The sequence below is a fragment of the Acidovorax radicis genome, assembly GCF_020510705.1.
GTDB classification, from domain to species: domain Bacteria; phylum Pseudomonadota; class Gammaproteobacteria; order Burkholderiales; family Burkholderiaceae_C; genus Acidovorax; species Acidovorax radicis_A.
Window position 1 is genome coordinate 2,151,453 of sequence record NZ_CP075184.1, and the last position, 20,693, is coordinate 2,172,145.

Consider the following 20,693-nt stretch of genomic DNA (forward strand, 5'->3'; position numbering starts at 1 on the left):
CGGCATGCAGCACTACCTACCCTACGGCGCAAGGAGCCGGTTGAGTGCGGCGATATCCGCAGACGCTGCTGCGCGCGCAGCAGCCTCCATGGCCCGGTAATGCTTGATGAGTCGGATGCCGGTGGATGACAGGCCGGCACCGCCGCCGTGAGCACCCCCTATTGCTGTGTTGACGACGGGTTCAATCAATGCGCTGTTCATTTCAGACACTAGCTGCCAGGCGCGCCGGTAAGACATGTCCAATTGTCGGGCGGCGGCGGAGATGCTGCCCGTCTCGGCAATGCACTCCAGCAGTTGTACTTTGCCGGGGCCGATGGCAATGCAGTCGTCGCGGTAAATACGCACACGGAATTGGACTTTTGATTTCATGGCGATACGAGGCGGTGAGGGGTGACGCGGAGGTAATGTATCGCGACAACCACATCGATACGTGCGAATGGACATCAATGTCATGAGCGGAACTTTCAATCTTTTTTGATGGTTATCAGATCCGCGAGGTTTTTTTTGGGTATCGTTATGTTTTCAAAAACATGTCGATGTGAAAATTTATGGTTTCTTATCCGTCATTTGATGTGCTTTTCGCAAGCATTTGTACACGGCGCCAAATGAAAAGGAATGAAAAATGAGGGAGAAAAGCGTGTTTGAAAAAAACGGATATGCCGCCACGAGAGCACACGCGAATGTGATGCTTCGCCACAATAGTGGGAGTAGGACGTGCCATGTGGTTCGGCCTTTGGTGGTGCATATCGTTCTGGCTTTCTCCACCGCCTTGCCCGCAGTGGCCGCCGAGGGGGCCTTTGAATTGGGAACGGTGGTGGTTACGGGGCGTGCAGGGGATCGTGCAGGCGATGTGTCTTCAGGGGATGAGCGCATCGTTGAAAAGCAAGAAATACAGAACACGGGGAGTGACACGGTGGGGGCGGCGGTTTCCAAGATGCCCGGTGTCAGTTTGTCCCGCAATAGCCGCAACGAGGACACGGTGTATCTGCGCGGTTTTGATGCGCGCCAGGTGCCCATGTTTGTCGATGGCGTGCCGCTCTATGTGCCCTACGACGGCTATGTGGACTTTGGGCGGTTCACCACGTTTGATCTGGCCGAGATCCGTGTGGCCACCAGTGGCGCATCGCTGCTTTATGGCCCCAACACCCTGGGCGGCGCGATCAACCTCGTCACGCGCAAGCCGGTGCGCGTTTTTGAAGGCGATGTGCGGCTGGGCGTGGGCTCGGGTTCCGAAAAAATGGGTGCGATCAACCTCGGCACCCAGCAGGGTGCTTGGTACGCGCAGTTGGGCCTGTCGTACCTGGATGCCGACGGCTTTCCGCTGCCCAAGGGCTTCAAGGATTACAAGGCCAAACCCACCGACACCGGCAGCCAGCGCGAAAACGCCTACCGCACCGACCAGCGCCTGTCGTTCAAAGTGGGCCTCACGCCCAATGCGACCGACGAATATGCGCTGGGCTACGTGCGCCAGGACGGCGAAAAAGGCAACCCGGTGTACACCGGCCAGTCCACCAGCGGCATCCGCTACTGGCAGTGGCCCTTCTGGGACAAGGACAGCGTGTACTTCATCAGCAGCACCCGCATCGGCCAGAACAATGTGCTCAAGGCCCGGGTGTTCCATGACACCTACAAGAACAGCATTCTTGCCTTCAGCAACGCCAGCTACACCACGCAGCTGAACAACACCAGCTTCCCCAGCGTGTACAACGACAGCTCCACCGGTGCCTCGCTGGAGCTGGCCAACTACGCGCTCGCCAACCACGAGTTGCGCCTGGCCGTGCACCTCAAGGAGGACAAGCACAACGACTCCAACCCTTCGTCGCCCACCAAGAACTACCGCGACACCACCACATCGCTGGCGGTCGAAGACAGCATCGCGCTCGCCAAAAACTGGCGCCTGCGCGTGGGCTTGTCGCACGACAAGCGCGATGCCAAAGAGGTGTACGACTGGCCCACTGGCTCCACCAGCGCCACCAATGGCCTGGTCGAGTTGACCCGCCTGCTCGATGACCACGGCAGCGAGGCCTATGCCATTGCCTCGCACAAAACGCGCTTTCCCACCATCAAGGACCGCTATTCTGCCCGCATGGGCTCGGCGCTGCCCAACCCCGACCTCAAGCCCGAGGTGGCCAATCACCTGGAGCTGGGCATCAAGGGTGCTCCCTGGGCCGGTGGCAAAGGCCAGGCGGCGGTGTTCTACAGCCGCATCACCGACCTGATGCAAAACGTCTATGTGGCGGCGCCGGTGGGCACCTGTGGCGAGGGCAGCAACACCTGCGCACAGGCCCAGAACGTGGGCCGCGCGCGCCACGCGGGGCTGGAGCTGTCGCTCGACCAGGCCCTTGCGCGCCAGTGGACGCTGACCGGTGCCTACACCTATCTGGCACGCCGCAACCTCAGCGATGCGAGCGTGCAGCTCACCGACACACCGCGCCACCGCCTGTACACGGCACTCACCTGGGCGCCCAGCGATGCCTGGGAGCTGCGCGCCACGCTGGAGACCGAGCAAGGCCGCAAGGTCGCTTTTGCCGGATCGGGCAAGACCATCTACCGCGACCTGGCTGGCTTTGGGATTGTGGGAGTGAAGGCCACCTGGAAGCCGCGCAAAGACATGGCGCTGGACTTTGGGGTGAGCAACCTCGGCGACAAATGGTATGAACTGTCGGATGGCTTCCCGCTGCCCGGACGCACCTGGTTTGTTCGTGGCAGCTACCGTTTCTAATCGCTGGCACACCGTTTGCCGCAGGGCGCTGGCCTGCGTACTGCTGGGCGCGGCCTGCGCACAGGCGCAAACACCTGCGGTGCTGCCCGCCGTGCGCGTGGCTGCGGTGGGTGGGCTGGTGCTCAGCGGCGTCTGGCCCCGGGTGGCAACGCAGGCGGGCAAAGCCTTGGGGGTGCAGGTGCTCACCGTGGCCGCCAGTCCCAAAGAGGGTGTGGTGCCCGTGTTTGCACGCGGTGATGTCGATGTGCTCTTGATCCACGCAAGCGACGAGGCCATGGCCCTGGAGGCCAGCGCATTGGCGGCGCCGGTGCGCGTCTGGGCCTGGAACGAACATGTGCTGGTCGGGCCCGCTGCCGACCCAGCCCAGGTGCGCAACGCACGCGATGGACAGGACGCATTGCGCCGCATTGCCAACGCCAAGGCGTCATTTATCGCATTTCGTGACCCCGGCAGCTACTCCGTAGTGCAGCGCCTGTGGCGCCGCGCAGGCATCCGGCCCGATGCCCGCTGGGCGCGCATCGACACGGGTAACACACCACAGGACGTATTGCAGCAGGCGGCCGCCCTGGGTGCGTATGCCGTGGTGGGCCATATCCCCGTGGCGTTCGGCAGGATGGCTGCGCCCGGTATCGAGGTGCTGCTGCAGGGCGACCCGCTCATGCGCAGACCTTATGTGGTGTTGACCCCCGGCCCACGCCATCCTGCCTCTGCGGAAACACGCCGCCGTGCCGAGCAACTGGCCGACCATCTGGTGTCTACAGCCGGGCAGGCCGCACTGCTGCAGGCACAGCCGCCTGCCACCGGCACCTGGATTTTTGGCCGCAACACGGTTCCCGCAAGTTACGAGGAAACAAAACCATGAACGTGATCCAGCCATCCCTTCTGGCCGCCATCGTGCACCCCGACCATCTTGGCGGTGCCGATAGCTTGCTTGCCGACTTCTGCCGCAGCCTCCAGGCCCAGGGCTGGTGTGTGGGCGGTGTGGTGCAGGCCCATCGGGTGCGCCCTGGGGGCGGCAAATGGATGCTTTTGCAGGACCTGCGCACCGGAGAGGAGTTTTCCATCTCGCAAGACCTGGGCGCGCAGTCGCAATCGTGTTGCATCGACCCTGCCGGTGTGGCGCAAGCCAGCGGTACGCTGCGCCAGGCGCTGCGCGATCGGGTTGATCTGACCGTGGTCAACCGTTTTGGCGCGCTGGAGGCGGCGGGCGGTGGTTTTGCCGCCGAGCTGCTGGCGCTGATGGCGGACGAGTGCCCCCTGATGACCGTGGTAAGTGAGAAACATTTGCCCGCCTGGCGCCGCTTCACCGGCGGGTTGGGCGAAGAGTTGCCGCCCCGCGTTTCTGCGCTGCAAAGTTGGTTTTCCCTGGCCATCGACATGCAAAAGAACCAAACGGCGATGGAGTGGGAGGAGCGATGAAGCGACGCCTCCTTTTGCAATCGGGCCTGCCCTGGCTGGCCGCTGCCTGGTGGGGGGTACCCGCCTGGGCAGGCCCGACGGGCAGCACCATCGCGGCCCGCTTTGGCAAGCTGCCACCGCCCGAGCGCGTGCGCCGGGTGTTTGCAGCGGGTGCGCCTGCGGGCGTGCTGCTGGCCGCTCTGGCCCCTGAAAAACTGGTGGGCTGGCCGCTGCAGTTGAGCGACGCCGCCCGTGGCCTGCTCGGTGCGCCGCTGCGCGATCTTCCTTTTGTCGGACGCCTGGCCGGGCGGGGCAGCACAGTGCCCATGGAAACCCTGGTGCAGTTGCAGCCCGATGTGATCCTCGACTCCGGCACGGCCGGCGCCACCTACATCTCGGCCGCGCAGCGCGTGACCGAGCAAACGGGCCTGCCCTGCGTGCTGGTGCACGGCCGCCTGGCCGACCACCCAGCGCAGCTGCGCGAAGTAGGGCAACTGCTGGGCGTGGCCGAACGCGGCCAACACCTGGCCGCCTATGCCGACACGGTGCTGGCGCTGGCGGCCCAGGTGCGTGCCACCGTGCCGCCGGGCGAGCGCCCGCGCGTGTACTTTGGCCGCAGCGCCGACGGGCTGGAGACCGGGCTGGAAGGCTCCATCAACCTCGAGGTGCTGGACTTTGCCGGGGGCCGCAACGTTGCCGCTGCCGCCGGCAAGGGCTCGCTCACCCGCGTCTCGATGGAGCAGATATTGGGCTGGGACTCGGAGGTCATCGTCACCCAAGACCCTGCCTTTGCGCGCCGTGCCTTGAGCGACCCGCTGTGGCAATCGCTCACCGCCGTGCGGAAGCGTCGCGTGCACTGCGCGCCCAGCATGCCGTTTGGCTGGCTCGATGGCCCGCCCGGTGTGAACCGGCTCATCGGAGTGCATTGGCTGGTGCAACTGCTGCACCCCGCACATCCGGCGGTGCGTGCGCTCGAACCTTTGCCCGTGGCTGTGCAGCGCTTTTACCGCCTGTTCTACGGCGCAGATCTGTCGCCGAAAGCGGTGGCGGCCTTGCTGGAAGGTGCGGCGTGAAATTGATAATAAATTGGCCTCTAGCGCTTATGTGTCAAGCGCGAACAGCTATCAATTCGGTAGTTTTAAGCCCATGACTGCCTGCGTGAAAGAAGCCCGGCAGGCGAGCGCCGCGCTCTGCCCGCCCGCCCCGGCCATCTGGCTGCCCTGGGCCGTGGCGGGCGTGCTGCTGGCGGCCGTGGTGGTCGCCGCGTTTGCGCTCGGCAAGTTCCCCATGGCCCCGGCCGACCTGTTGCGCGCCGTGCTGGCGCGCATCACGGGGACGGAATCGGGCCTCTCGCCCGCCCAGGAAACCGTGGTCTGGAATATCCGCCTGCCGCGCGTTGCCGCCGGGTTGTTGGTGGGCGCGGGGCTGGCGGCGGCGGGCGCGGCTTACCAGGGCATGTTTCGCAACCCGCTGGTCTCGCCCGACATCCTGGGCGTGTCGGCCGGTGCCGGGTTGGGCGCGGTGCTGGGCATCTACCTGGGCCTGCCGCTGGCGGTGGTGCAGGCGCTGGCCTTCGTGGGCGGATTGCTCGCAGTCGGCACGGTGGTGGGCGTGGCGGGGCTGGTGCGGCGGCACGACCCGGTGCTGGTGCTGGTGCTTGCAGGCATTGCCGTGGGCGCGCTATTGGGCGCCGGCATTTCGCTCATCAAGATATTGGCCGACCCGACCACGCAACTGCCTTCCATCACCTTCTGGCTGCTGGGTGGCCTGAACGCCGTGACCACGGCCGACCTCGCGGTGACGGCGCCCGTCATGCTGGTGGGGCTGGTGCCCATGGCGCTCTTGCGCTGGCGCATGAACCTGCTGAGCCTGGCCGACGAAGAAGCGCAGGCGTTGGGCATCTCCGTCGTGCGCCTGCGTCTGCTGCTGGTGGCGGCTGCCACTTTGAGCACGGCGGCGGCGGTGTCGCTGACCGGCATCATCGGCTGGATTGGCCTGGTGGTTCCCCATGTGGCGCGGCTGTTGGTGGGGCCCAACTTTGCGCGTCTGCTGCCCGCGTCGCTGCTGCTGGGCGGCGGTTTTCTGGTGGCCACCGACACGCTGGCGCGCACCGTCGCCAGCATCGAGCTGCCATTGGGCATCCTCACGGCGCTGGTGGGTGCACCGTTCTTTTTGTTCTTGCTGGCGCGGCCGGGGCGGGGCGAATGAGCGCCGTGCCGCAAGCCAATTCCGCCACGTTGCCCGTGCTGGAAGCCTGCGCATTGGCCATCGGCCACGGCCAGCGCCGCGTGGGCACCGACCTGAACTTTGCCATGGTCCCTGGGGAGGTGCTGTGTTTGTTGGGGCCCAACGGCAGCGGCAAGACCACCTTGTTCCGCACGTTGCTCGGCCTGCTGGCGCCGCTGGCGGGGGAGGTGCGTGTGTTGGGCGAGCCCGTGGCCGCGTGGCCCCGCAGTGCCTTTGCGCGCCATGTGGGTTATGTGCCGCAGGCGCACGCCGGCATCTTTCCGTACACGGTCGAAGACGTGGTGCTGATGGGCCGCGCCGCCCGCATTGGCCGTTTTGCAGCGCCTGCGCAGCAAGACCGCGACCATGCCCTGCATTGCCTGCACACCCTCGGCATCGCCCACCTGCGCCAGCGCATCTACACCGCCATCAGCGGCGGCGAGCGCCAACTGGTGCTGATTGCCCGCGCGCTGGCGCAAGAGCCCGTGCTGCTGGTGATGGACGAGCCCACCGCCAGCCTCGACTTTGGCAACCAGATCCGCGTGCTCGAACACATCGCCCAGCTGCGCCAGCAAGGCATGGCTGTGCTGCTCTCCACCCACCAGCCCGAACACGCGCTGCGCATTGCTGATCGCATTGCCTTGCTCGGCGGTGGCCGCCTGGTGGCCGTCGGCACACCTGCCAGCACCGCGACACCCGAACGCCTGGCCGCCTTGTACGGCGTGAGCGAACGCGCTGTGGCCGCGAGCTTGGTCGCCAGCCTGAACACCTCCCCACCATCACCATCCTTATGAGCCCTGTATGACCATCGAAGCTATCGACTTTGGCCGTCTCTACCGCGACCACCTGGCCACCACCCAGCGTACCCGAAAAGATGCAAGCGCTTGGGATCGCCGCGCCGCAGACATGGCAAGCAAGGCGCTGCGCAGCAGCTATGCTGACGAATTCATCGGGCGTATGGATCTGACCGGCGCGCATTCTCTGCTCGACGTGGGTTGCGGCCCTGGCACGATTGGTTTGGCGGTAGCCGGGCAGTTGCAGCGCGTGGTCGGTCTGGACTACAGCTGCGCCATGCTGGAAGCTATGCGTGCCAAAGCCGCAGAGATGAGGTTGAGCAATGTCGAAACCTTGCACCGCGCTTGGGAAGAATGCTGGAGCGACGTGCCGCAGTGCGACATCGTGGTCGCTTCACGCTCGACCACGGTGGATGACATTTCCACTGCGCTAGAGCGTCTGCACGCCAAGGCGCGCCTGCGCGTTTACCTCACGCACCTGGTCGGTGGCCATTTCACCGACCCGGCCATCCAGGCCGTCATCGGCCGCCAGGTGCCCAGCGTGCCCGACTACATCTACCTGCTGAACATCCTGCACCGCATGGGTGTCCACCCTCGGCTGGACTACATCGCGCACGAAAACCGACTCGCTGATGCGGTGGATTTTGATGACTTCGCGCGCCGGGTGGCTTGGTCGATGGGGGAGCTCGATGCTTACGAAATCTGTCGCCTGCATGCCTGGTATGAGCGCGCCACACCCAATGAACGCATGGGAAGCCCCATGCGTTGGGCGTTCATTTCGTGGGAGAAATAAGCATTCGCACGTACGGCCAATCCGAGGGCATCGGATTTGGCTCTCTACATCCTTTCGCCCGCTGGCCAGCGGCGTCTGGCGGAACTTGGGTTTACGCCGGTAGCGCTGGCAGGGGTTGAGAACGCGGCCGCTCCATCGAGGCCTCAGTAGCCGAATTCCAGAAATTTTCATTCTCAGAGGACATTGCTCATGCGTACCCCGATAGCTACTGCCATCGCCCTATTGATCTGTGGGGCGCCGACCCTTTCCATGGCAGCGGATCCGGGCAAAGCCGATAGGTCTGATGCCTTGCTCGAAGAAGTCACGGTGAGCGGTGAGGCACCCGCACCCATGGTGCTGCCGCCCGATAGCCGTGCCAATACCGCCACCACGATTGGCCGCGAGGGCATTCGGACATTGGGTGGCCCCGCACAAAGTAATCCTTGGAAGGCCCTGCAAATGGCTCCTTCGGTCAATCTGCAAAGTGCAGACTCCAATGGCCTGGGCAACAAGTTGAGCATGCGCGTGCGCGGAAAGAGTGCTTCGCATATAGGTCGCACTGTCAACGGCCTGCCCATCGCCGGGGAGCCGGGATTTGCCAGTGGCAAAGGTGGCGGCGACTTGTTCGACATGGAGAACATGAATGACATCACTCTTTTTCGGGGTGCTGTACCGGCGGGTAGTGGCCTTGGTTTTTCCAATTCGTCAGTGGTAGACATGACGCTGCGCGGGCCGGAGAAGGCGTTTGGTGTTGAGGCCTCCCAGTCTTTTGGATCAGACAAGTTCCGCCGCACTTTTGTACGGGTTGATTCAGGGCAGCTGTCTGCTCCTCTGCGTTTCTTTGTATCTGCTTCGGACATGGGAAGCGACAAATGGCGCGGCCCCGGCGATCAGAGCCGTACCAACGTTGAATTTGGAGTGCAAACGGACGTCAACGAACGCCTGGCCATCGAATTGACCGGCGTTCACCACAAGGTGGGCTGGAACGACTACCGAGCATTGAGCTACGCACAAGTGCAGGCCCCTTCCTCTTACAGGAACGTGGAGTTCAATGGAGCGCTGACAGGAAAACCTGCCACCGATGCGCTTTACTACGGCTTCAATCGCCAGGACTTCACCAACAACGCATTGCTCGGCAAAACCACCTTGCGCACGGGTGAGGATGCCAGCCTTGTGTTCAAGCCCTATTACTGGAAAGAGACTGGTTACTCGCTCTCGGGCAGCGCCAACACCCTGGGTGCTCCAGGCGTGACGTGGTGGGAGATCGTTCACGATACCTATGGGTTTGATTTGCGCCATGAATCCAAGCATGGCTGGGGTAACTTGACCGTAGGCTATTGGTACCAAAGCAGCTCGGCACCACCACCACCCACTTCCCAGCGCTTGTATCGCATCCAGCCCGATGGCAGTCTGCGCTTTGAGCAGTGGAGCACCTTGGCGAAAACCACGCGCCATATCTACAACAACCCCTATATCTCGGCGACGACACATCTTGGCAAGGCGGAGTTGACGGCGGGATTGCGGTACATGATTTACCGCGATCCATCGTTCGCGTACTACCTTGGAAAAACCGCGCCCGATGTGTCTTATGGGTCAGTTTTCGACCACAAGCCGCAGCCTGATGCAGGCATGTATTCGACCGGCCGCACGTTCCAGGAAGCACTTCCAAACCTTGGTTTTACCTATCCACTGGCCGATACAGCACTTTTACGGGGAAGCTATGGCCGCACCTACGGCCGCCAGAACTGGGGCTCAGTGGCCAGCGCTTTCACTTCTAACCGCGCTGCCTTTGATGCCGCAGGTATCCGTTTCAATGACCTCTGGTACAAGTTGCAACCAGAAATATCGGACAACTTCGATCTGGGAGCACGCTTTGATGTAGGGAGCGCCTATATCGCACCGACGTTCTTCCATACCCGCTACAAAAACAAACAGCTGAGTCTGTTTGATCCTGCCGTGGGCGTCGCCTACCACCAAAGCGTAACGCGGGCCCACGCCAACGGTCTGGAGCTGGAGGTGGGGGCTGCACCACTCAGAAACCTGGATGTGTACTTCTCGTACGCCTACAACCAGGCGGTTTATGACGACGACGCCCTCACGGGCAGCAACAAAGTAGTCAACGTCAAGGGCATGCAGATGCAGGACGCGCCCAAGCACATGGCCAAGGTGGGTGCCGTATGGCGGATAGGACCTTGGTCGATCGCACCCTCTGTTCGGTTCACGGGCAAGCGCTTTGGCGATACCGAGGAAAAACAGGTGGTCTCCGGATACACCGTGGCCGATCTGGGCATTGATTATCAGGCCCGGAACCTTTTGGGGTTCAATCGCCTGGACATTGGCCTGAGCATCTCTAACCTCTTTGACCGGCGCTACATCGGCCTCATAAATACGTCGGATTACGCCGTAGGTGGCCTCCCTACCTACTTGCCGGGCACTCCGCGTGCGGTGGTGCTCACGGTAAGCGGGAAGTTTTGAGTCGCGGAGAGCACATGGATCATTCCAACGCCTTGGATGCCAGGCTGCGTCTTGACGCGATGCCCGTGCCGCATATCGGTCGCCCGTCTTTCGTGTCAGTCCGCCAGCGACTGGCGCCGCTGGTATTACTGGGGCTATGTGTTTTGGCCCTTGCTGTCTTTTCGATGGGCTTGGGTCACTACCCGCTGTCATCCCGAACGGTGTTGAAGGTGTTATGGGCAGCGCTGTCAGGCACTGACTCTGGGCAACCGCTGATGGTGGACAACGTCGTTTTATCCGTCCGTTTGCCGCGCGTTCTTGCCGCGATGCTGGTCGGCGCGAGCCTGGCTGCGGCCGGTGCCGCCTACCAGACGCTGTTTCGCAACCCCTTGGCGTCACCCGCCATCCTGGGCGTCTCTGCAGGTGCCGGGTTTGGAGCCGCGTTGGCCATGCTGTTGCATGCGGGCGCGTTGATGGTGCAGGGCTCGGCATTCGCGGGCGGTGTGTTGGCGGTGGGCGCGGCCATGTTCATTGCGGGTCGCTTGGGTCAAGGCTCCGCGCTGGTGCTGGTATTGGCGGGGATGGTGGTCTCGGCCCTGTTCATGGCATTTACTTCGGCGCTCAAATACGTGGCCGATCCCCTGGATACTTTGCCTGCCATCGTGTTCTGGTTGATGGGTAGCCTCGGGCGGGTTACTACGACGGATCTCGCGTGGGCTGCGCCGTTTGCGCTGGCCGGCATGGCTTCGCTGTTCTTGCTGCGCTGGCCGACCCAGGTGCTGGAGGCTGGGGATGACGAGGCCCGCACCATGGGTATACCGGTACGCGCCCTGCGCGCGTTGCTGATTCTGGCGGCCACGTTGATGACGGCTGCGGCGGTCAGCATCTCCGGCACGGTGGGTTGGGTAGGTTTGCTGGTGCCGCACCTGGCGCGCTTGTTGGTCGGCCCCGCCTACGCCGTTTTATTGCCGACTTCGGCGTTGATGGGGGCAGGCTACCTGTTGCTAGTGGACGACCTGTGCCGCAGTGCGTTTGCATCCGAGCTGCCTCTGGGCATTGTCACGGCGGTGCTGGGTGCGCCGGTCTTCGTTGCCGTCTTGATGCGGGCGAGGCGCCAATGGTCTTGACCGTCAAAGACTTGGCATACCGCCGTGCACCGGGGCTACCGCCCGTGCTCGATGGGATCGATCTGCAACTGAACGCAGGGCAAATCCTGTGCCTGCTCGGCCCCAATGGCACCGGCAAGACGACGTTGCTGCGTTGCTTGATTGGAGCGCTGAAAACAGAACGTGGAGAGGTGCGCATCGACGGCCAGGCCTATACCGCCACACGCGAGATGGCCCGCAAGATGGCATATGTGCCGCAAGCCGCAGGCGACAGTGGTCTGTCGCTGCTTGACACCGTCTTGATGGGGCGCACCCCCCATTTGCCACCCCTGGCCTTGCCGGGTCGGCACGACACACACATTGCCCACGCTGCGCTGGCGCGTGTAGGTATCCCTCACTTGGCAACCCGTCCATTCAACCGGGTCAGCGGTGGTGAGCGTCAATTGGCACTGATCGCCCGGGCACTGGCCCAACAGCCGCAGCTTTTCATCATGGATGAACCGACAGCCAGCCTGGACCTGGGTAACCAGGCGCGGGTGTTGCGCACCATCCGTGACTTGGCCGCCGATGGCATGACGGTGCTGATGACCACGCACCAGCCAGAACATGCGCTGCTGCTCAATGCCCAAGTGGTGGCGATTTCTGCTGGGCGGCTGGCGGCCACCGGGCCCGCGCAAGAGGTGCTGCAGGCACACACCCTGGCCGCGTTGTACGGCACGGCGGTGGATGTACTGCAACAAGATGCGCAGGCCGTGGCCTGCGTCTTGCGACTTTGATGGTTCAGGAGGCTTTTGATGATTGCCCGACTTCTTCTCATGTGCTTCTTGTGGTGCGCACCCTGGGTGCACGCCGCGCCTGTGCGCACGCTGCAGGACATGGCGGGCCGTACCGCCACCGTACCGGTGCAGATCGAACATGTCGCGACTGTGGGTTCTGTCCCTGTGCTCAACAGCCTGGTGTTTGCGGTGGGCGAGGGCCGGCGCATCGTCAATGGATTGCCCGTATTCGCGCAAAAGCCTCGGTGGGGCTATCAAGCGGTTTTTGCGCCCCATACGGTACTGCTGCCATCCATGCAAAGCCCTGACTATGCGCCAAACCTGGAAGCACTGATGCAGGCAGCGCCCGATGTGGTGTTGACGATGGACCGCGCCACAGCGGAGACTCTCAACCGCACAGGCCTGTCGGCCTTGTACCTCGCATGGCGAAAGCCTGAGGACGTCAAAGCCGTAGTGCGCTTGCTGGGGCAATTGTTCAACAAGCCTGAGGCAGCTGCGCGCTATGCAGCGCGCTTTGACGAAATCTTGGGCCGGGTCGATGCGGTATTGCAGAGAGAGGCGCCCAAACGGCCGCGCGTGCTGTATTTCAGTCCCGCTACGTTGCGCCAACCCCACCTGATCGCCGAATGGTGGATTCGCGCTGCCGGTGGCGACAGCGTGACAGATGACGGCCGCCAAATGGAAACACGCAGTTTCACGCTGGAGCAATTGCTGGCTTGGGATCCAGATTTCTTGATTGTTTCTGGCCATGAAGAGGCTGCAGCCGTTTTGCAAGAACCACGTTTTGCAGGTCTCAAGGCTGTGCATTCGGGCAGCGTGCTGGTGGCCCCTTGCGGTGCACATACCTGGAGCAATCGAACTTCTGAACAGCCGCTCACCGTGTTATGGGCGGCCACTCGGTTTCACCCGCGCATTTTTGCCCACGTTTCCATCCAGCAGGAGACGCAGCGCTTTTATAGCGACCTTTTCGGTATCGACCTGTCTGCGGCCCAGGTCGACGAAATCCTGGCAGGTGGGCCACGTGGTCTGCCGGTCACCCGCTGACCGCATTCACATGAAATCGGAGTTTGAAAATGGATCTGGTAATTGAAAGAACCGAACTCGCCACACTGAAAGCGCCGCCTGCGCTCGCCACTGTGCGTGGCATTGTCAATGGCTTCAAGGAATTTCAGGTTTTGTTGGCTGGCTATGGAAGCGGCCTTTTCGACTGGCTGGAAGCGAACGGCCCCGCAGAGAAGGCCACCATTGGCGCCGCATTGAACCTGCGGGGTGCACATTTGGGCGCGTTCCTGCAGGTGCTGGAAGACCTTGGCCTCCTGGCGCGTGAGGCGACAGCCTACACCTTGCCTGTGGGCATGAAAGAGGCTTTGGCGGCCAGCAGCCCATGGTGCCAGGCGGCTACGCTCGAAGCACTGCTGGTGTCGTCCAATGGCTGGGCAGACATGCAGGCATTCATGACGGAGGGCTGGCCGCCCAAAACATGGCAGGCACCACAAACACTGGCCTTGCATCCATTCCTTACCGAGGCCCAGCAACTGGCGGCTGCCCTCGCATCGCGAAGCGGGCAGGGATGCGGCGGAGCGGCTCTGAAAACGCTTCTGTGTTTTGACGGTGGTGATGGTCTGCTGGCGGCTGCGTTGTGCCAGCGATTTCCCGAACTGCGTGCAGAGGTGGTCGTGGCGCCCGGCGCGCAGCAGCGCACGGAAAAGGCATTGCTCGAATGTGATGTGGCTGAGCGTTGCCAGGTACTGGTGGGTACACCGCTGGATTCTGTGACCCACGAGACCTTTGACAAGGTGGTGTTGTTTCACAGCCTGTATCCGGTACGAAAGTTCATGACCGATGCATTGGCCGCAGCCGCGGCGCGCTTGGCGCCGGGGGGGGAGCTGTGTTGCGCGCACTGGTTCTGCCTCGAGGCCTGCGAGTCTGCCCCTGGCGGATTGCGTGACCTAGACAAAGCGGTGCTTACCGATAGCCACCCCCTGTGTGGTGTCGAGAAGTTCTGTCAACGGCTTGAAGATGCCGGGCTTATTGGCGCAGAACGTGCCGATCTGGCTGGCGATTTTGGCAATACCAAGCTTCATTTCGCCCGCCGCCCAGGTGGCGGGCGCGGCTGCTGAAGGTGCACCATGCAAAACCTCGCAACCTGCAATAAGCCCCGTACCACCTCGTTATTGTCCGAACTGCACGGAGCCGTAGTTGACCGCCTGGGCGATCAAGTCGAGACCCTGGTGATCGAGCGTGCCGTCATGGGCATCTTCTTTACCGGAGTCAGACTCAACAACGGTGCTGGCGGCTTGTGCGCCACACCCATCAAAAGTGTGCCGGAGGCTGTGTGCTGTCCCAGTTCGGCCAAGGCCATGCCTACACCGGGCAAGATTGCCGGACGCCGTGCGGTCGATGTGCTGGAAGACCTTTACCGCACGCAGGACCTGCGCCGCGCACTCGCCATTGCGACGCTCAACGCATTGGCCGAGACGTTGTGGCTGCGCGATGGGCCGCCTGCACACGTGGAATTGCACACGGGCGATGCCTTCGATGCCTTGCCGCTGGCACCCGGCCAGCAGGTTGCGTTGGTGGGCGCCTTTCCTCCCTACATGCGGGAACTACGCAAACGCGGGCAACCTTTCCATGTACTGGAGCTTGATCTCTCCACGCTCAAACCCGAGGAGTTGCCGTTCTACATGCCTGCAGAGCGGGCCCCCGAGGTGATTCCACAAGCCGATGTCTTCATCACGACGGGCACCACACTCGTCAATGGCTCCCTGGATGGCCTTCTGAGGTTGCTGCGCCCAGGGGCTGAGGCCGCCATCATTGGGCCGACGGCCACGCTGGTGACGGAGCCTTTCGCGCAGCGTGGCGTCACCGTGGTCGGCGGAACACGTGTTCTAGACCCCGATGTATTGCTCGACTTGTTGGCCGAAGGCGGGTCGGGTTATCACTTCTTTGGCAAGACGGTCGAGCGCGTCACCCTGCGTTTACGCCCGCGTGCGTGATGTTTGTTGCTGAAGAGTTCATGTACGGGCTGGGCCCAACTCCGGCAGTGCCCCGCTGTGCTGCGCGCTTGCCACGCCGCGCGAGCGCATGGCTGGCAGTCGTGCTGGTGCATGGTGTGGTGGTGGCCTTGGTGCTCAGTATTTCGCCGCAGGCGCGCCAGGCGCTTGACCAGGTCATTCAGGCGAGCCTGATATTGCACCAGTCGTTGCCGGTGGCACCACCCGAGCAGCCCAAACCACCGGCACCCCAATCGCCACCGAAGAGGCAGCGTGTGCTGCCACCGCCGCGTCCCGCCCCTGTACTTGCGGCTGTACCGCGTGCCGATGCGGCTCCGGCGTCTTTTGTGGCGGCTCCTGCGCCGGTAGAGCCGACTCCTGCTGCGGCGGTGGATCCTGGGCCGGTCATCGCCGCGCCTGCGGCGCCGCCGACACCGTTGGTGCCACCGGTCTTCAACGCCAACTACCTTGAGAACCCAGCGCCGCAATACCCACCGGCATCGCGGCGCATGGGTGAAGAAGGCCGGGTGACGCTGCGTGTGTACGTCTCTGTAAAGGGGCGTGCTGAGCGTGTCGAGATCAAGACCTCGTCCGGCTTTGACCGGCTGGACCGCGCTGCGATGTACGCGGTGCAGGGCTGGCGTTTCGTGCCGGCACGGCGCGGCGATGAAGTGGTTGCCGCCTGGGTGCTGGTGCCCGTTTCTTTTGTAATGAGGGTTTCGTAATGAATGACTCCATGCTGGGGTTTCCCCATTTTCTAGGGCAGGCCGACGTGGTCGCCCGGTTCATCCTTGGCTTCATGCTAGTGGCCTCTGTGGTCACCTGGGGACTGATTGTTGACCGCTTGATCGATAACTTTCGGGTGCGCCGCCAAAGCCAGGCGTTTCTGGCCCGATTCCACCGGGCTATTAACTTTCCAGAAGCCATCGCAGGCCTGTCTTCAGCCGCTGATGTGCCTTGCACGCGGCTGGTTTATCTGGCACTCGATTCCGTTCGCCACTACGACGCCCACGATGCCAGCCATATCGACCGGGCCGGTGGTTTATCGGAGTTTCTGACCCGCGTCCTGCGCCAGGGCATCGAGGATGAGGCGCAGCGCATGGAACGGGGCCTGACCGTTCTGGCCTCTGTCGGGTCCACAGCCCCCTTCGTCGGCCTGTTGGGCACCGTCTGGGGGATTTATCACGCCTTGCTGGCGATCGGCATCTCGGGCCAGGGCACGTTGGACAAGGTGGCTGGCCCTGTGGGCGAGGCACTCATCATGACCGCCATCGGCCTGGCCGTAGCGATTCCCGCCGTGCTGGGCTACAACGCCCTGGGGCGGCGCAACCGTGTAGCGTTGTGCCAGCTCGATGCCTTCGGCCACGACGTGCTCACCATGGTCGTGACTGGCGCACCGCTGGTGCGCAGCACGCCAGGGGCCAATTCGATCGCGCCATATCCTTTGGTGGAGCCGGGCGCCAAGCCCCTGCATCTTGCAAAGGCCGTGTGATGGGACTCGGAACACTGGGTGCGGGCGGCGCGGGCCGTCCCACCTCTGAAATCAACATCATCCCCTTGGTGGATGTCATGCTGGTGCTGCTGGTGGTTTTCATCGTCACGGCGCCCTTGCTCACACATGCCGTCAAGCTGGAATTGCCGCAGGCCAGTAGCCGCCCCAATGTGAGCAAGGCCGAGCGCATCGAAATTGTGGTGCAGAAAGAGGGTCAATTGCATTGGAACGGCGTGCCCATCACGCGCACCGAACTGGAGCAACGCGCGGACCAACTCGCCGCCAGAGCACCAGATACCGAAGTGCATCTGAAAGGCGATGAAGCCGTACCTTATGGCGACATGGCCCGAACCTTGTCCGCGCTCGCGCGCCATGGCCTGACGCGTGTCGGTTTCGTGACTCAACCTGCGATGTCGCCTTGAACCACTATTTCATGAAAACCTGGAAAAACCTGATGCTGTTGCGCCATCTTCTTATTGCCATGCTGGTCCTGACGTCGAGCCCCATTCGGGCTGCCGATAGCGTGCTGCTCGCTGCAGGCGCAGGCTATCGCAAACCCGTGCTGGAGCTATTGGCGAACTTCAGCAAGGTCAGTGGCGTCCGCGCGGAAGCCAGCTTCGGGAATATGAAGCAGGTCGAGACGCAGGCGCAGCAGAATCCCGACGTCGCATTCATCGTTGGTGACCGGGTGTTCATGGAGCCCATGCAACTGGCCGAGCGCTATGTGTTGCTTGGTCAGGGTCGGCTGGTTTTGGTGCTGGCGCGCGGCCAGGCCATCGGCACTATCGCTGAGCTGAAAGAGCCTCGTTTCAAGCGCATTGCGCTGCCCGACCGGACCAAGGCGGTGTATGGCAACGCTGCCGCCACCTGCCTGCAGCGCCTGGGCCTGGACCACGCGCTGGCCGACAAGCTGCTGGAAGTGGCCACGGTACCGCAGGTAAGCACCTACGTGGCCACCGGCGAGGTGGATGCCGGCTTCATCAACCTGACCGAGGCGCTGGCGCTGGACGGGCGCGCGTATGCGCGCTTGGATGTGCCGGGCAGCTGCTACGACCCCATCGAGCTGAGCGTTGGCGTGATCAAAGGGCGCAGCGGCAGCGCTGGTGCTCGCTCCTTTCTCAACTACCTGGCAACCCCCGAGGCGCGGCGCGTGCTGGAGCGCCACGGCCTGTGAGCATGGAGGCCTGAATGGACGTGCTCAACGGCTGCCCCGGCGCGCCGCTGCCCCTCACGTTCAACGTGGTGGCTTGGAGCATGGCGCTGCAACTGGTGTTGGGCGGTAGCTTGGCTTGGCTGCTGGCGCGGCGCCGCTTTGCCGGGCGCGGCCTGCTCGACGCCCTGGTGACACTGCCGCTGGTGTTTCCGCCCATCGTGCTGGGCTATGGATTGCTGCTGCTTTTGGGGCGCCAGGGTTGGCTCACGCAGTGGCTGCCCGAGGGATTGCGGCCCGACATCGTTTTTACGCGGACTGGGCTGGTGGCAGCGGCATTCATTGCCGGGCTGCCTTTAATGGTCAAGCCCGCGCAGGCGGCGTTTGCCGGGGTGTCGCCGCGCCTGCGCGAGGCGGCGGCCACGCTGGGCCACCGCCCGTGGTCGGTGTTTTTGCGCGTCGACCTGCCGCTGGCGCGGCGCGGCGTCGTGGCCGGGGTGATTTTGGCGGGCGGGCGCGGGCTGGGCGAAGTGGGGCTGTCGCTGATGCTGGGCGGCAACATCGCCGGGCGCACCGAGACGCTGTCGCTGGCCATCTACAACCATGTGCTGGACGGCAACCTGGCTTGTGCCAACACGTTGTCGCTGGTGCTGGCGGTGGCCGCGCTGCTGGCCTTTGTTCTGTTACGCCGTTTGGGAGCGCTATGAATTCCGTTTTTTTTGACCACGCCACCATCGATGCCTGGATTGCCGAGGATGCACCTCTGCTCGACCTGACCACGCACCTGCTGCAGATCGGTACGCAGCAGGCGGATATTTGCTTCTCCGTGCGCGAGACCTGCATGGCCGCCTGCACCGAAGAGGCAGCGCGCGTGGTGCAGCATTGTGGTGGCGAGGTGCAGCGCTGCCTGCCTAGCGGCACGCGGGCGGTAGCGGGCGATGTGCTGTTGGTCGCTACCGGTCAAGCGGCAAGCCTTTTGCGCGCATGGAAAGTGGTGCAGAACTTGCTCGAATATGCCTGCGGCGTGGCTGGTGCCACGGCGCGCATGGTGCAGGCGGTGCATGCCGCAGCGCCTGGTGTGGCGGTGTTGACCACGCGCAAACATTCACCCGGCCTGCGCCGCATTGCGCTCAAGTCCACACTCTGCGGTGGGGCCTTTCCACATCGACTCAGTGTTGGCGAGACGGTTTTGGTATTTCCTCAGCATCGCGCACTGCTGGGCGATTGGAGTGCTCTGCAAATGCGCCTGACGGCTGTGGCCCCGGCGCTCGCTGAGAAAAAATGCGTAATCGAAGTGCATACGCTGGAAGAGGCCTTGCTGGCGGCCCAAGTCGGCGCCAACGTTGTGCAGTTCGACAAAGCCAGTGCAGACCAACTGCGCGAGTGGTGTCCGCTACTCCGGGCGCAGCACCCGGATATGGCCTTGCTGGCGGCTGGCGGCATCAACGGGCACAACGCCGCCGACTACGCCGCCACTGGCGTTGATGCGCTTGTCACCAGTAGCCTTCACCATGCTCTACCGGTCGATATCGGCGTGCAGGTAATGCCAATATGATCGATTCTCAAAGCAGTGGTGCGGAAAGGAGTGTCGTAGCTATGGCGACATGGCCTACGCCACCCAGAGAGCAATGGTAGCGATCAAGGCTTCTCAAGCCGGGGACTTCAGCAACCTGCAATGCTGCCTCGAGACCATCAAATTCGATCGAGACCGCGATAGCGTTGCCACCCGCTGCTACTTGTTCTGTGTCGCCCTAATGAGCGCGAACTTATGCGGGACGAGACGTCGTTGTGCATTTGCGCTTATCTACCTGGCGTTCACGAAAATCGCGCTGAGTCATTTCCTATGAACACCAGCATGTGCTCGTGCACGATTCGGTAGCAGCATCCGAGAGGGCAGAATGGAAATTCGGCATTTGCGTTGTTTCGTGGCCGTGGCAGAAGAACTCCATTTCGCGCGCGCGGCAGAGAAGCTGCACATCGAACAATCACCCCTGTCGCGAGCGATCAAGGAACTTGAATCCGATCTGGGTGTTCTGTTGTTCGAGCGCACCACCCGCTGCACGCGGTTGACGCACGCAGGGCGGGTGTTCCTGGAGCATGTACCCCGTATTTTCGCTGCACTGCAACAAGCTCGTGAAAGTGTGAAGGCTGTGGCGGCAGGCTACTATGGGCAATTGCGTATTGCATTGTCTGACTGCCTGTCTCAAGCTCGTTTGTCAGCCTTACTGACCCTGTGCCGAGAGCAGGAGCCCGAGGTGGATATACGCTTGTACGAGGTGCCCTTTGCGCAGCAGATGAGAGGCTTGTGCTGCGACCTGTACGATGCCGGTTTCGCACAATCGGCAGAGGTGGACGACGGTTTGATTGCATTACCCGTGTGGAATGATCCCATGGTCGTCGCTGTCCCGGTGCGGCATCCTTTGCTCGCATACAAGAAGCTGCCGCTGGACGAGATACTGCGCTACCCATTGGTGCTGTGCGACCCAGATGCCAGTGAAGGGTGTAGCCGACAACTCGCCAAGGTGCTGCGTTCCAACCACCGAGAGCCAATTGTGGCTGAACAGGTAGCGAGCCACGAATTGATGATCACGTTGGTAGCTGCCGGCTTCGGCCTCGGCTTTGCTACCGAGGCACACCTGTCGACGTGCAATCACCCCGCCATCGTGACCCGTCCGCTTGCGGGCCGCACGCCCCTGCTTACGACATACCTGCTGCGCCGAAATACTGAGCCGCCGCAGGAATTGAGCCGCTTTATCGAACGAATTAATCCGGTGCGGCCAGTCCGATAGCCCACCTTCTGTATGGTGACC

The 20,693-nt window shown here is 62.9% G+C and carries 21 protein-coding genes; 20 read left to right on the forward strand and 1 reads right to left on the reverse strand.

The features are described from left to right. Nucleotides 1–21: 21 nt before the first annotated feature. Nucleotides 22–369: a winged helix-turn-helix domain-containing protein gene (locus KI609_RS09790; RefSeq protein ID WP_226449538.1), complete on the reverse strand. Its 348-nt coding sequence runs from the start codon at nucleotides 367–369 to the stop codon at nucleotides 22–24. Between the two features lie 352 nt (nucleotides 370–721). Between KI609_RS09790 and KI609_RS09795 the strand changes: the two genes are divergently transcribed. From KI609_RS09795 to KI609_RS09890, 20 genes are all read left to right on the forward strand, one after another. Beyond that, nucleotides 722–2,722: a TonB-dependent receptor plug domain-containing protein gene (locus KI609_RS09795; RefSeq protein ID WP_413463397.1), complete on the forward strand. Its 2,001-nt coding sequence runs from the start codon at nucleotides 722–724 to the stop codon at nucleotides 2,720–2,722. Further along, the gene (locus KI609_RS09800) at nucleotides 2,703–3,584 is read left to right on the forward strand and encodes a tungsten ABC transporter permease (protein ID WP_199562957.1); all 882 of its coding nucleotides are present in this window, start codon (nucleotides 2,703–2,705) and stop codon (nucleotides 3,582–3,584) included. The genes KI609_RS09795 and KI609_RS09800 overlap by 20 nt, the downstream gene beginning before the upstream one ends. Then, a complete protein-coding gene (locus KI609_RS09805; protein WP_226449539.1) occupies nucleotides 3,581–4,141 on the forward strand; it encodes a DUF2478 domain-containing protein in 561 nt (186 codons plus the stop codon). Before KI609_RS09800 ends, KI609_RS09805 begins: the two co-directional genes overlap by 4 nt. After that, nucleotides 4,138–5,193: an iron ABC transporter substrate-binding protein gene (locus tag KI609_RS09810; RefSeq protein ID WP_226449540.1), complete on the forward strand. Its 1,056-nt coding sequence runs from the start codon at nucleotides 4,138–4,140 to the stop codon at nucleotides 5,191–5,193. Before KI609_RS09805 ends, KI609_RS09810 begins: the two co-directional genes overlap by 4 nt. A 73-nt stretch (nucleotides 5,194–5,266) precedes the next feature. Next, nucleotides 5,267–6,328 (forward strand): FecCD family ABC transporter permease, encoded by a 1,062-nt coding sequence (locus KI609_RS09815; protein ID WP_413463398.1) that lies wholly within the window; start codon nucleotides 5,267–5,269, stop codon nucleotides 6,326–6,328. Continuing rightward, complete coding sequence (locus tag KI609_RS09820) at nucleotides 6,325–7,140, forward strand: ABC transporter ATP-binding protein (RefSeq protein WP_226449541.1); 816 nt, start codon at nucleotides 6,325–6,327, stop codon at nucleotides 7,138–7,140. Before KI609_RS09815 ends, KI609_RS09820 begins: the two co-directional genes overlap by 4 nt. 7 nt (nucleotides 7,141–7,147) lie before the next feature. Next, on the forward strand, nucleotides 7,148–7,933 hold the full coding sequence (locus KI609_RS09825; protein ID WP_226449542.1) for a class I SAM-dependent methyltransferase: 786 nt from the start codon (nucleotides 7,148–7,150) through the stop codon (nucleotides 7,931–7,933). Nucleotides 7,934–8,122: 189 nt separating this feature from the next. Further along, nucleotides 8,123–10,387 (forward strand): TonB-dependent receptor, encoded by a 2,265-nt coding sequence (locus tag KI609_RS09830; protein WP_226449543.1) that lies wholly within the window; start codon nucleotides 8,123–8,125, stop codon nucleotides 10,385–10,387. A gap of 14 nt (nucleotides 10,388–10,401) precedes the next feature. Beyond that, nucleotides 10,402–11,493, forward strand: a complete 1,092-nt coding sequence (locus KI609_RS09835) for a FecCD family ABC transporter permease (protein ID WP_226449544.1) — start codon at nucleotides 10,402–10,404, stop codon at nucleotides 11,491–11,493. After that, nucleotides 11,484–12,248 carry an ABC transporter ATP-binding protein gene (locus KI609_RS09840; protein WP_413463399.1) on the forward strand — a complete coding sequence of 255 codons (765 nt, stop codon included), beginning with the start codon at nucleotides 11,484–11,486 and terminating at the stop codon, nucleotides 12,246–12,248. Before KI609_RS09835 ends, KI609_RS09840 begins: the two co-directional genes overlap by 10 nt. 18 nt (nucleotides 12,249–12,266) lie before the next feature. After that, nucleotides 12,267–13,292 carry an ABC transporter substrate-binding protein gene (locus KI609_RS09845; protein WP_226449548.1) on the forward strand — a complete coding sequence of 342 codons (1,026 nt, stop codon included), beginning with the start codon at nucleotides 12,267–12,269 and terminating at the stop codon, nucleotides 13,290–13,292. A 29-nt stretch (nucleotides 13,293–13,321) separates the two neighbouring features. Then, complete coding sequence (locus KI609_RS09850; protein ID WP_226449550.1) at nucleotides 13,322–14,368, forward strand: hypothetical protein; 1,047 nt, start codon at nucleotides 13,322–13,324, stop codon at nucleotides 14,366–14,368. Between the two features lie 9 nt (nucleotides 14,369–14,377). After that, complete coding sequence (locus KI609_RS09855) at nucleotides 14,378–15,244, forward strand: DUF364 domain-containing protein (protein ID WP_226449552.1); 867 nt, start codon at nucleotides 14,378–14,380, stop codon at nucleotides 15,242–15,244. Continuing rightward, the gene (locus tag KI609_RS09860; protein WP_226449554.1) at nucleotides 15,244–15,966 is read left to right on the forward strand and encodes an energy transducer TonB; all 723 of its coding nucleotides are present in this window, start codon (nucleotides 15,244–15,246) and stop codon (nucleotides 15,964–15,966) included. The genes KI609_RS09855 and KI609_RS09860 overlap by 1 nt, the downstream gene beginning before the upstream one ends. Further along, nucleotides 15,966–16,733: a MotA/TolQ/ExbB proton channel family protein gene (locus KI609_RS22905; RefSeq protein WP_319003136.1), complete on the forward strand. Its 768-nt coding sequence runs from the start codon at nucleotides 15,966–15,968 to the stop codon at nucleotides 16,731–16,733. Before KI609_RS09860 ends, KI609_RS22905 begins: the two co-directional genes overlap by 1 nt. Then, nucleotides 16,733–17,155: an ExbD/TolR family protein gene (locus KI609_RS09870; RefSeq protein WP_226449556.1), complete on the forward strand. Its 423-nt coding sequence runs from the start codon at nucleotides 16,733–16,735 to the stop codon at nucleotides 17,153–17,155. Before KI609_RS22905 ends, KI609_RS09870 begins: the two co-directional genes overlap by 1 nt. Before the next feature lie 11 nt (nucleotides 17,156–17,166). Continuing rightward, complete coding sequence (gene modA, locus KI609_RS09875) at nucleotides 17,167–17,907, forward strand: molybdate ABC transporter substrate-binding protein (protein WP_226449558.1); 741 nt, start codon at nucleotides 17,167–17,169, stop codon at nucleotides 17,905–17,907. A 14-nt stretch (nucleotides 17,908–17,921) separates the two neighbouring features. Further along, nucleotides 17,922–18,590, forward strand: coding sequence for a molybdate ABC transporter permease subunit (modB, locus tag KI609_RS09880; protein WP_226449561.1), 669 nt, complete (start codon nucleotides 17,922–17,924; stop codon nucleotides 18,588–18,590). Further along, a complete protein-coding gene (gene modD / locus KI609_RS09885) occupies nucleotides 18,587–19,438 on the forward strand; it encodes a ModD protein (protein ID WP_226449563.1) in 852 nt (283 codons plus the stop codon). The genes modB and modD overlap by 4 nt, the downstream gene beginning before the upstream one ends. 343 nt (nucleotides 19,439–19,781) lie before the next feature. Continuing rightward, a complete protein-coding gene (locus KI609_RS09890; protein WP_226449565.1) occupies nucleotides 19,782–20,672 on the forward strand; it encodes a LysR family transcriptional regulator in 891 nt (296 codons plus the stop codon). Nucleotides 20,673–20,693: the final 21 nt, after the last annotated feature.

What these genes read in the sequence shown, in the direction of transcription:
- KI609_RS09805 (WP_226449539.1), top strand. Translation starts at nt 3,581, where the DNA reads ATGAACGTGATCCAGCCATCCCTTCTGGCCGCCATCGTGCACCCCGAC.
- KI609_RS09855 (WP_226449552.1), top strand. Translation starts at nt 14,378, where the DNA reads ATGCAAAACCTCGCAACCTGCAATAAGCCCCGTACCACCTCGTTATTG.
- KI609_RS09815 (WP_413463398.1), top strand. Translation starts at nt 5,267, where the DNA reads ATGACTGCCTGCGTGAAAGAAGCCCGGCAGGCGAGCGCCGCGCTCTGC.
- KI609_RS09850 (WP_226449550.1), top strand. Translation starts at nt 13,322, where the DNA reads ATGGATCTGGTAATTGAAAGAACCGAACTCGCCACACTGAAAGCGCCG.
- KI609_RS09870 (WP_226449556.1), top strand. Translation starts at nt 16,733, where the DNA reads ATGGGACTCGGAACACTGGGTGCGGGCGGCGCGGGCCGTCCCACCTCT.
- KI609_RS09890 (WP_226449565.1), top strand. Translation starts at nt 19,782, where the DNA reads ATGGAAATTCGGCATTTGCGTTGTTTCGTGGCCGTGGCAGAAGAACTC.
- KI609_RS09860 (WP_226449554.1), top strand. Translation starts at nt 15,244, where the DNA reads ATGTTTGTTGCTGAAGAGTTCATGTACGGGCTGGGCCCAACTCCGGCA.
- modB (WP_226449561.1), top strand. Translation starts at nt 17,922, where the DNA reads ATGGACGTGCTCAACGGCTGCCCCGGCGCGCCGCTGCCCCTCACGTTC.
- KI609_RS09840 (WP_413463399.1), top strand. Translation starts at nt 11,484, where the DNA reads ATGGTCTTGACCGTCAAAGACTTGGCATACCGCCGTGCACCGGGGCTA.
- KI609_RS09845 (WP_226449548.1), top strand. Translation starts at nt 12,267, where the DNA reads ATGATTGCCCGACTTCTTCTCATGTGCTTCTTGTGGTGCGCACCCTGG.
- KI609_RS09790 (WP_226449538.1), bottom strand. Translation starts at nt 369, where the DNA reads ATGAAATCAAAAGTCCAATTCCGTGTGCGTATTTACCGCGACGACTGC.
- KI609_RS09825 (WP_226449542.1), top strand. Translation starts at nt 7,148, where the DNA reads ATGACCATCGAAGCTATCGACTTTGGCCGTCTCTACCGCGACCACCTG.
- KI609_RS22905 (WP_319003136.1), top strand. Translation starts at nt 15,966, where the DNA reads ATGAATGACTCCATGCTGGGGTTTCCCCATTTTCTAGGGCAGGCCGAC.
- KI609_RS09810 (WP_226449540.1), top strand. Translation starts at nt 4,138, where the DNA reads ATGAAGCGACGCCTCCTTTTGCAATCGGGCCTGCCCTGGCTGGCCGCT.
- KI609_RS09835 (WP_226449544.1), top strand. Translation starts at nt 10,402, where the DNA reads ATGGATCATTCCAACGCCTTGGATGCCAGGCTGCGTCTTGACGCGATG.
- modD (WP_226449563.1), top strand. Translation starts at nt 18,587, where the DNA reads ATGAATTCCGTTTTTTTTGACCACGCCACCATCGATGCCTGGATTGCC.
- KI609_RS09830 (WP_226449543.1), top strand. Translation starts at nt 8,123, where the DNA reads ATGCGTACCCCGATAGCTACTGCCATCGCCCTATTGATCTGTGGGGCG.
- KI609_RS09820 (WP_226449541.1), top strand. Translation starts at nt 6,325, where the DNA reads ATGAGCGCCGTGCCGCAAGCCAATTCCGCCACGTTGCCCGTGCTGGAA.
- modA (WP_226449558.1), top strand. Translation starts at nt 17,167, where the DNA reads ATGAAAACCTGGAAAAACCTGATGCTGTTGCGCCATCTTCTTATTGCC.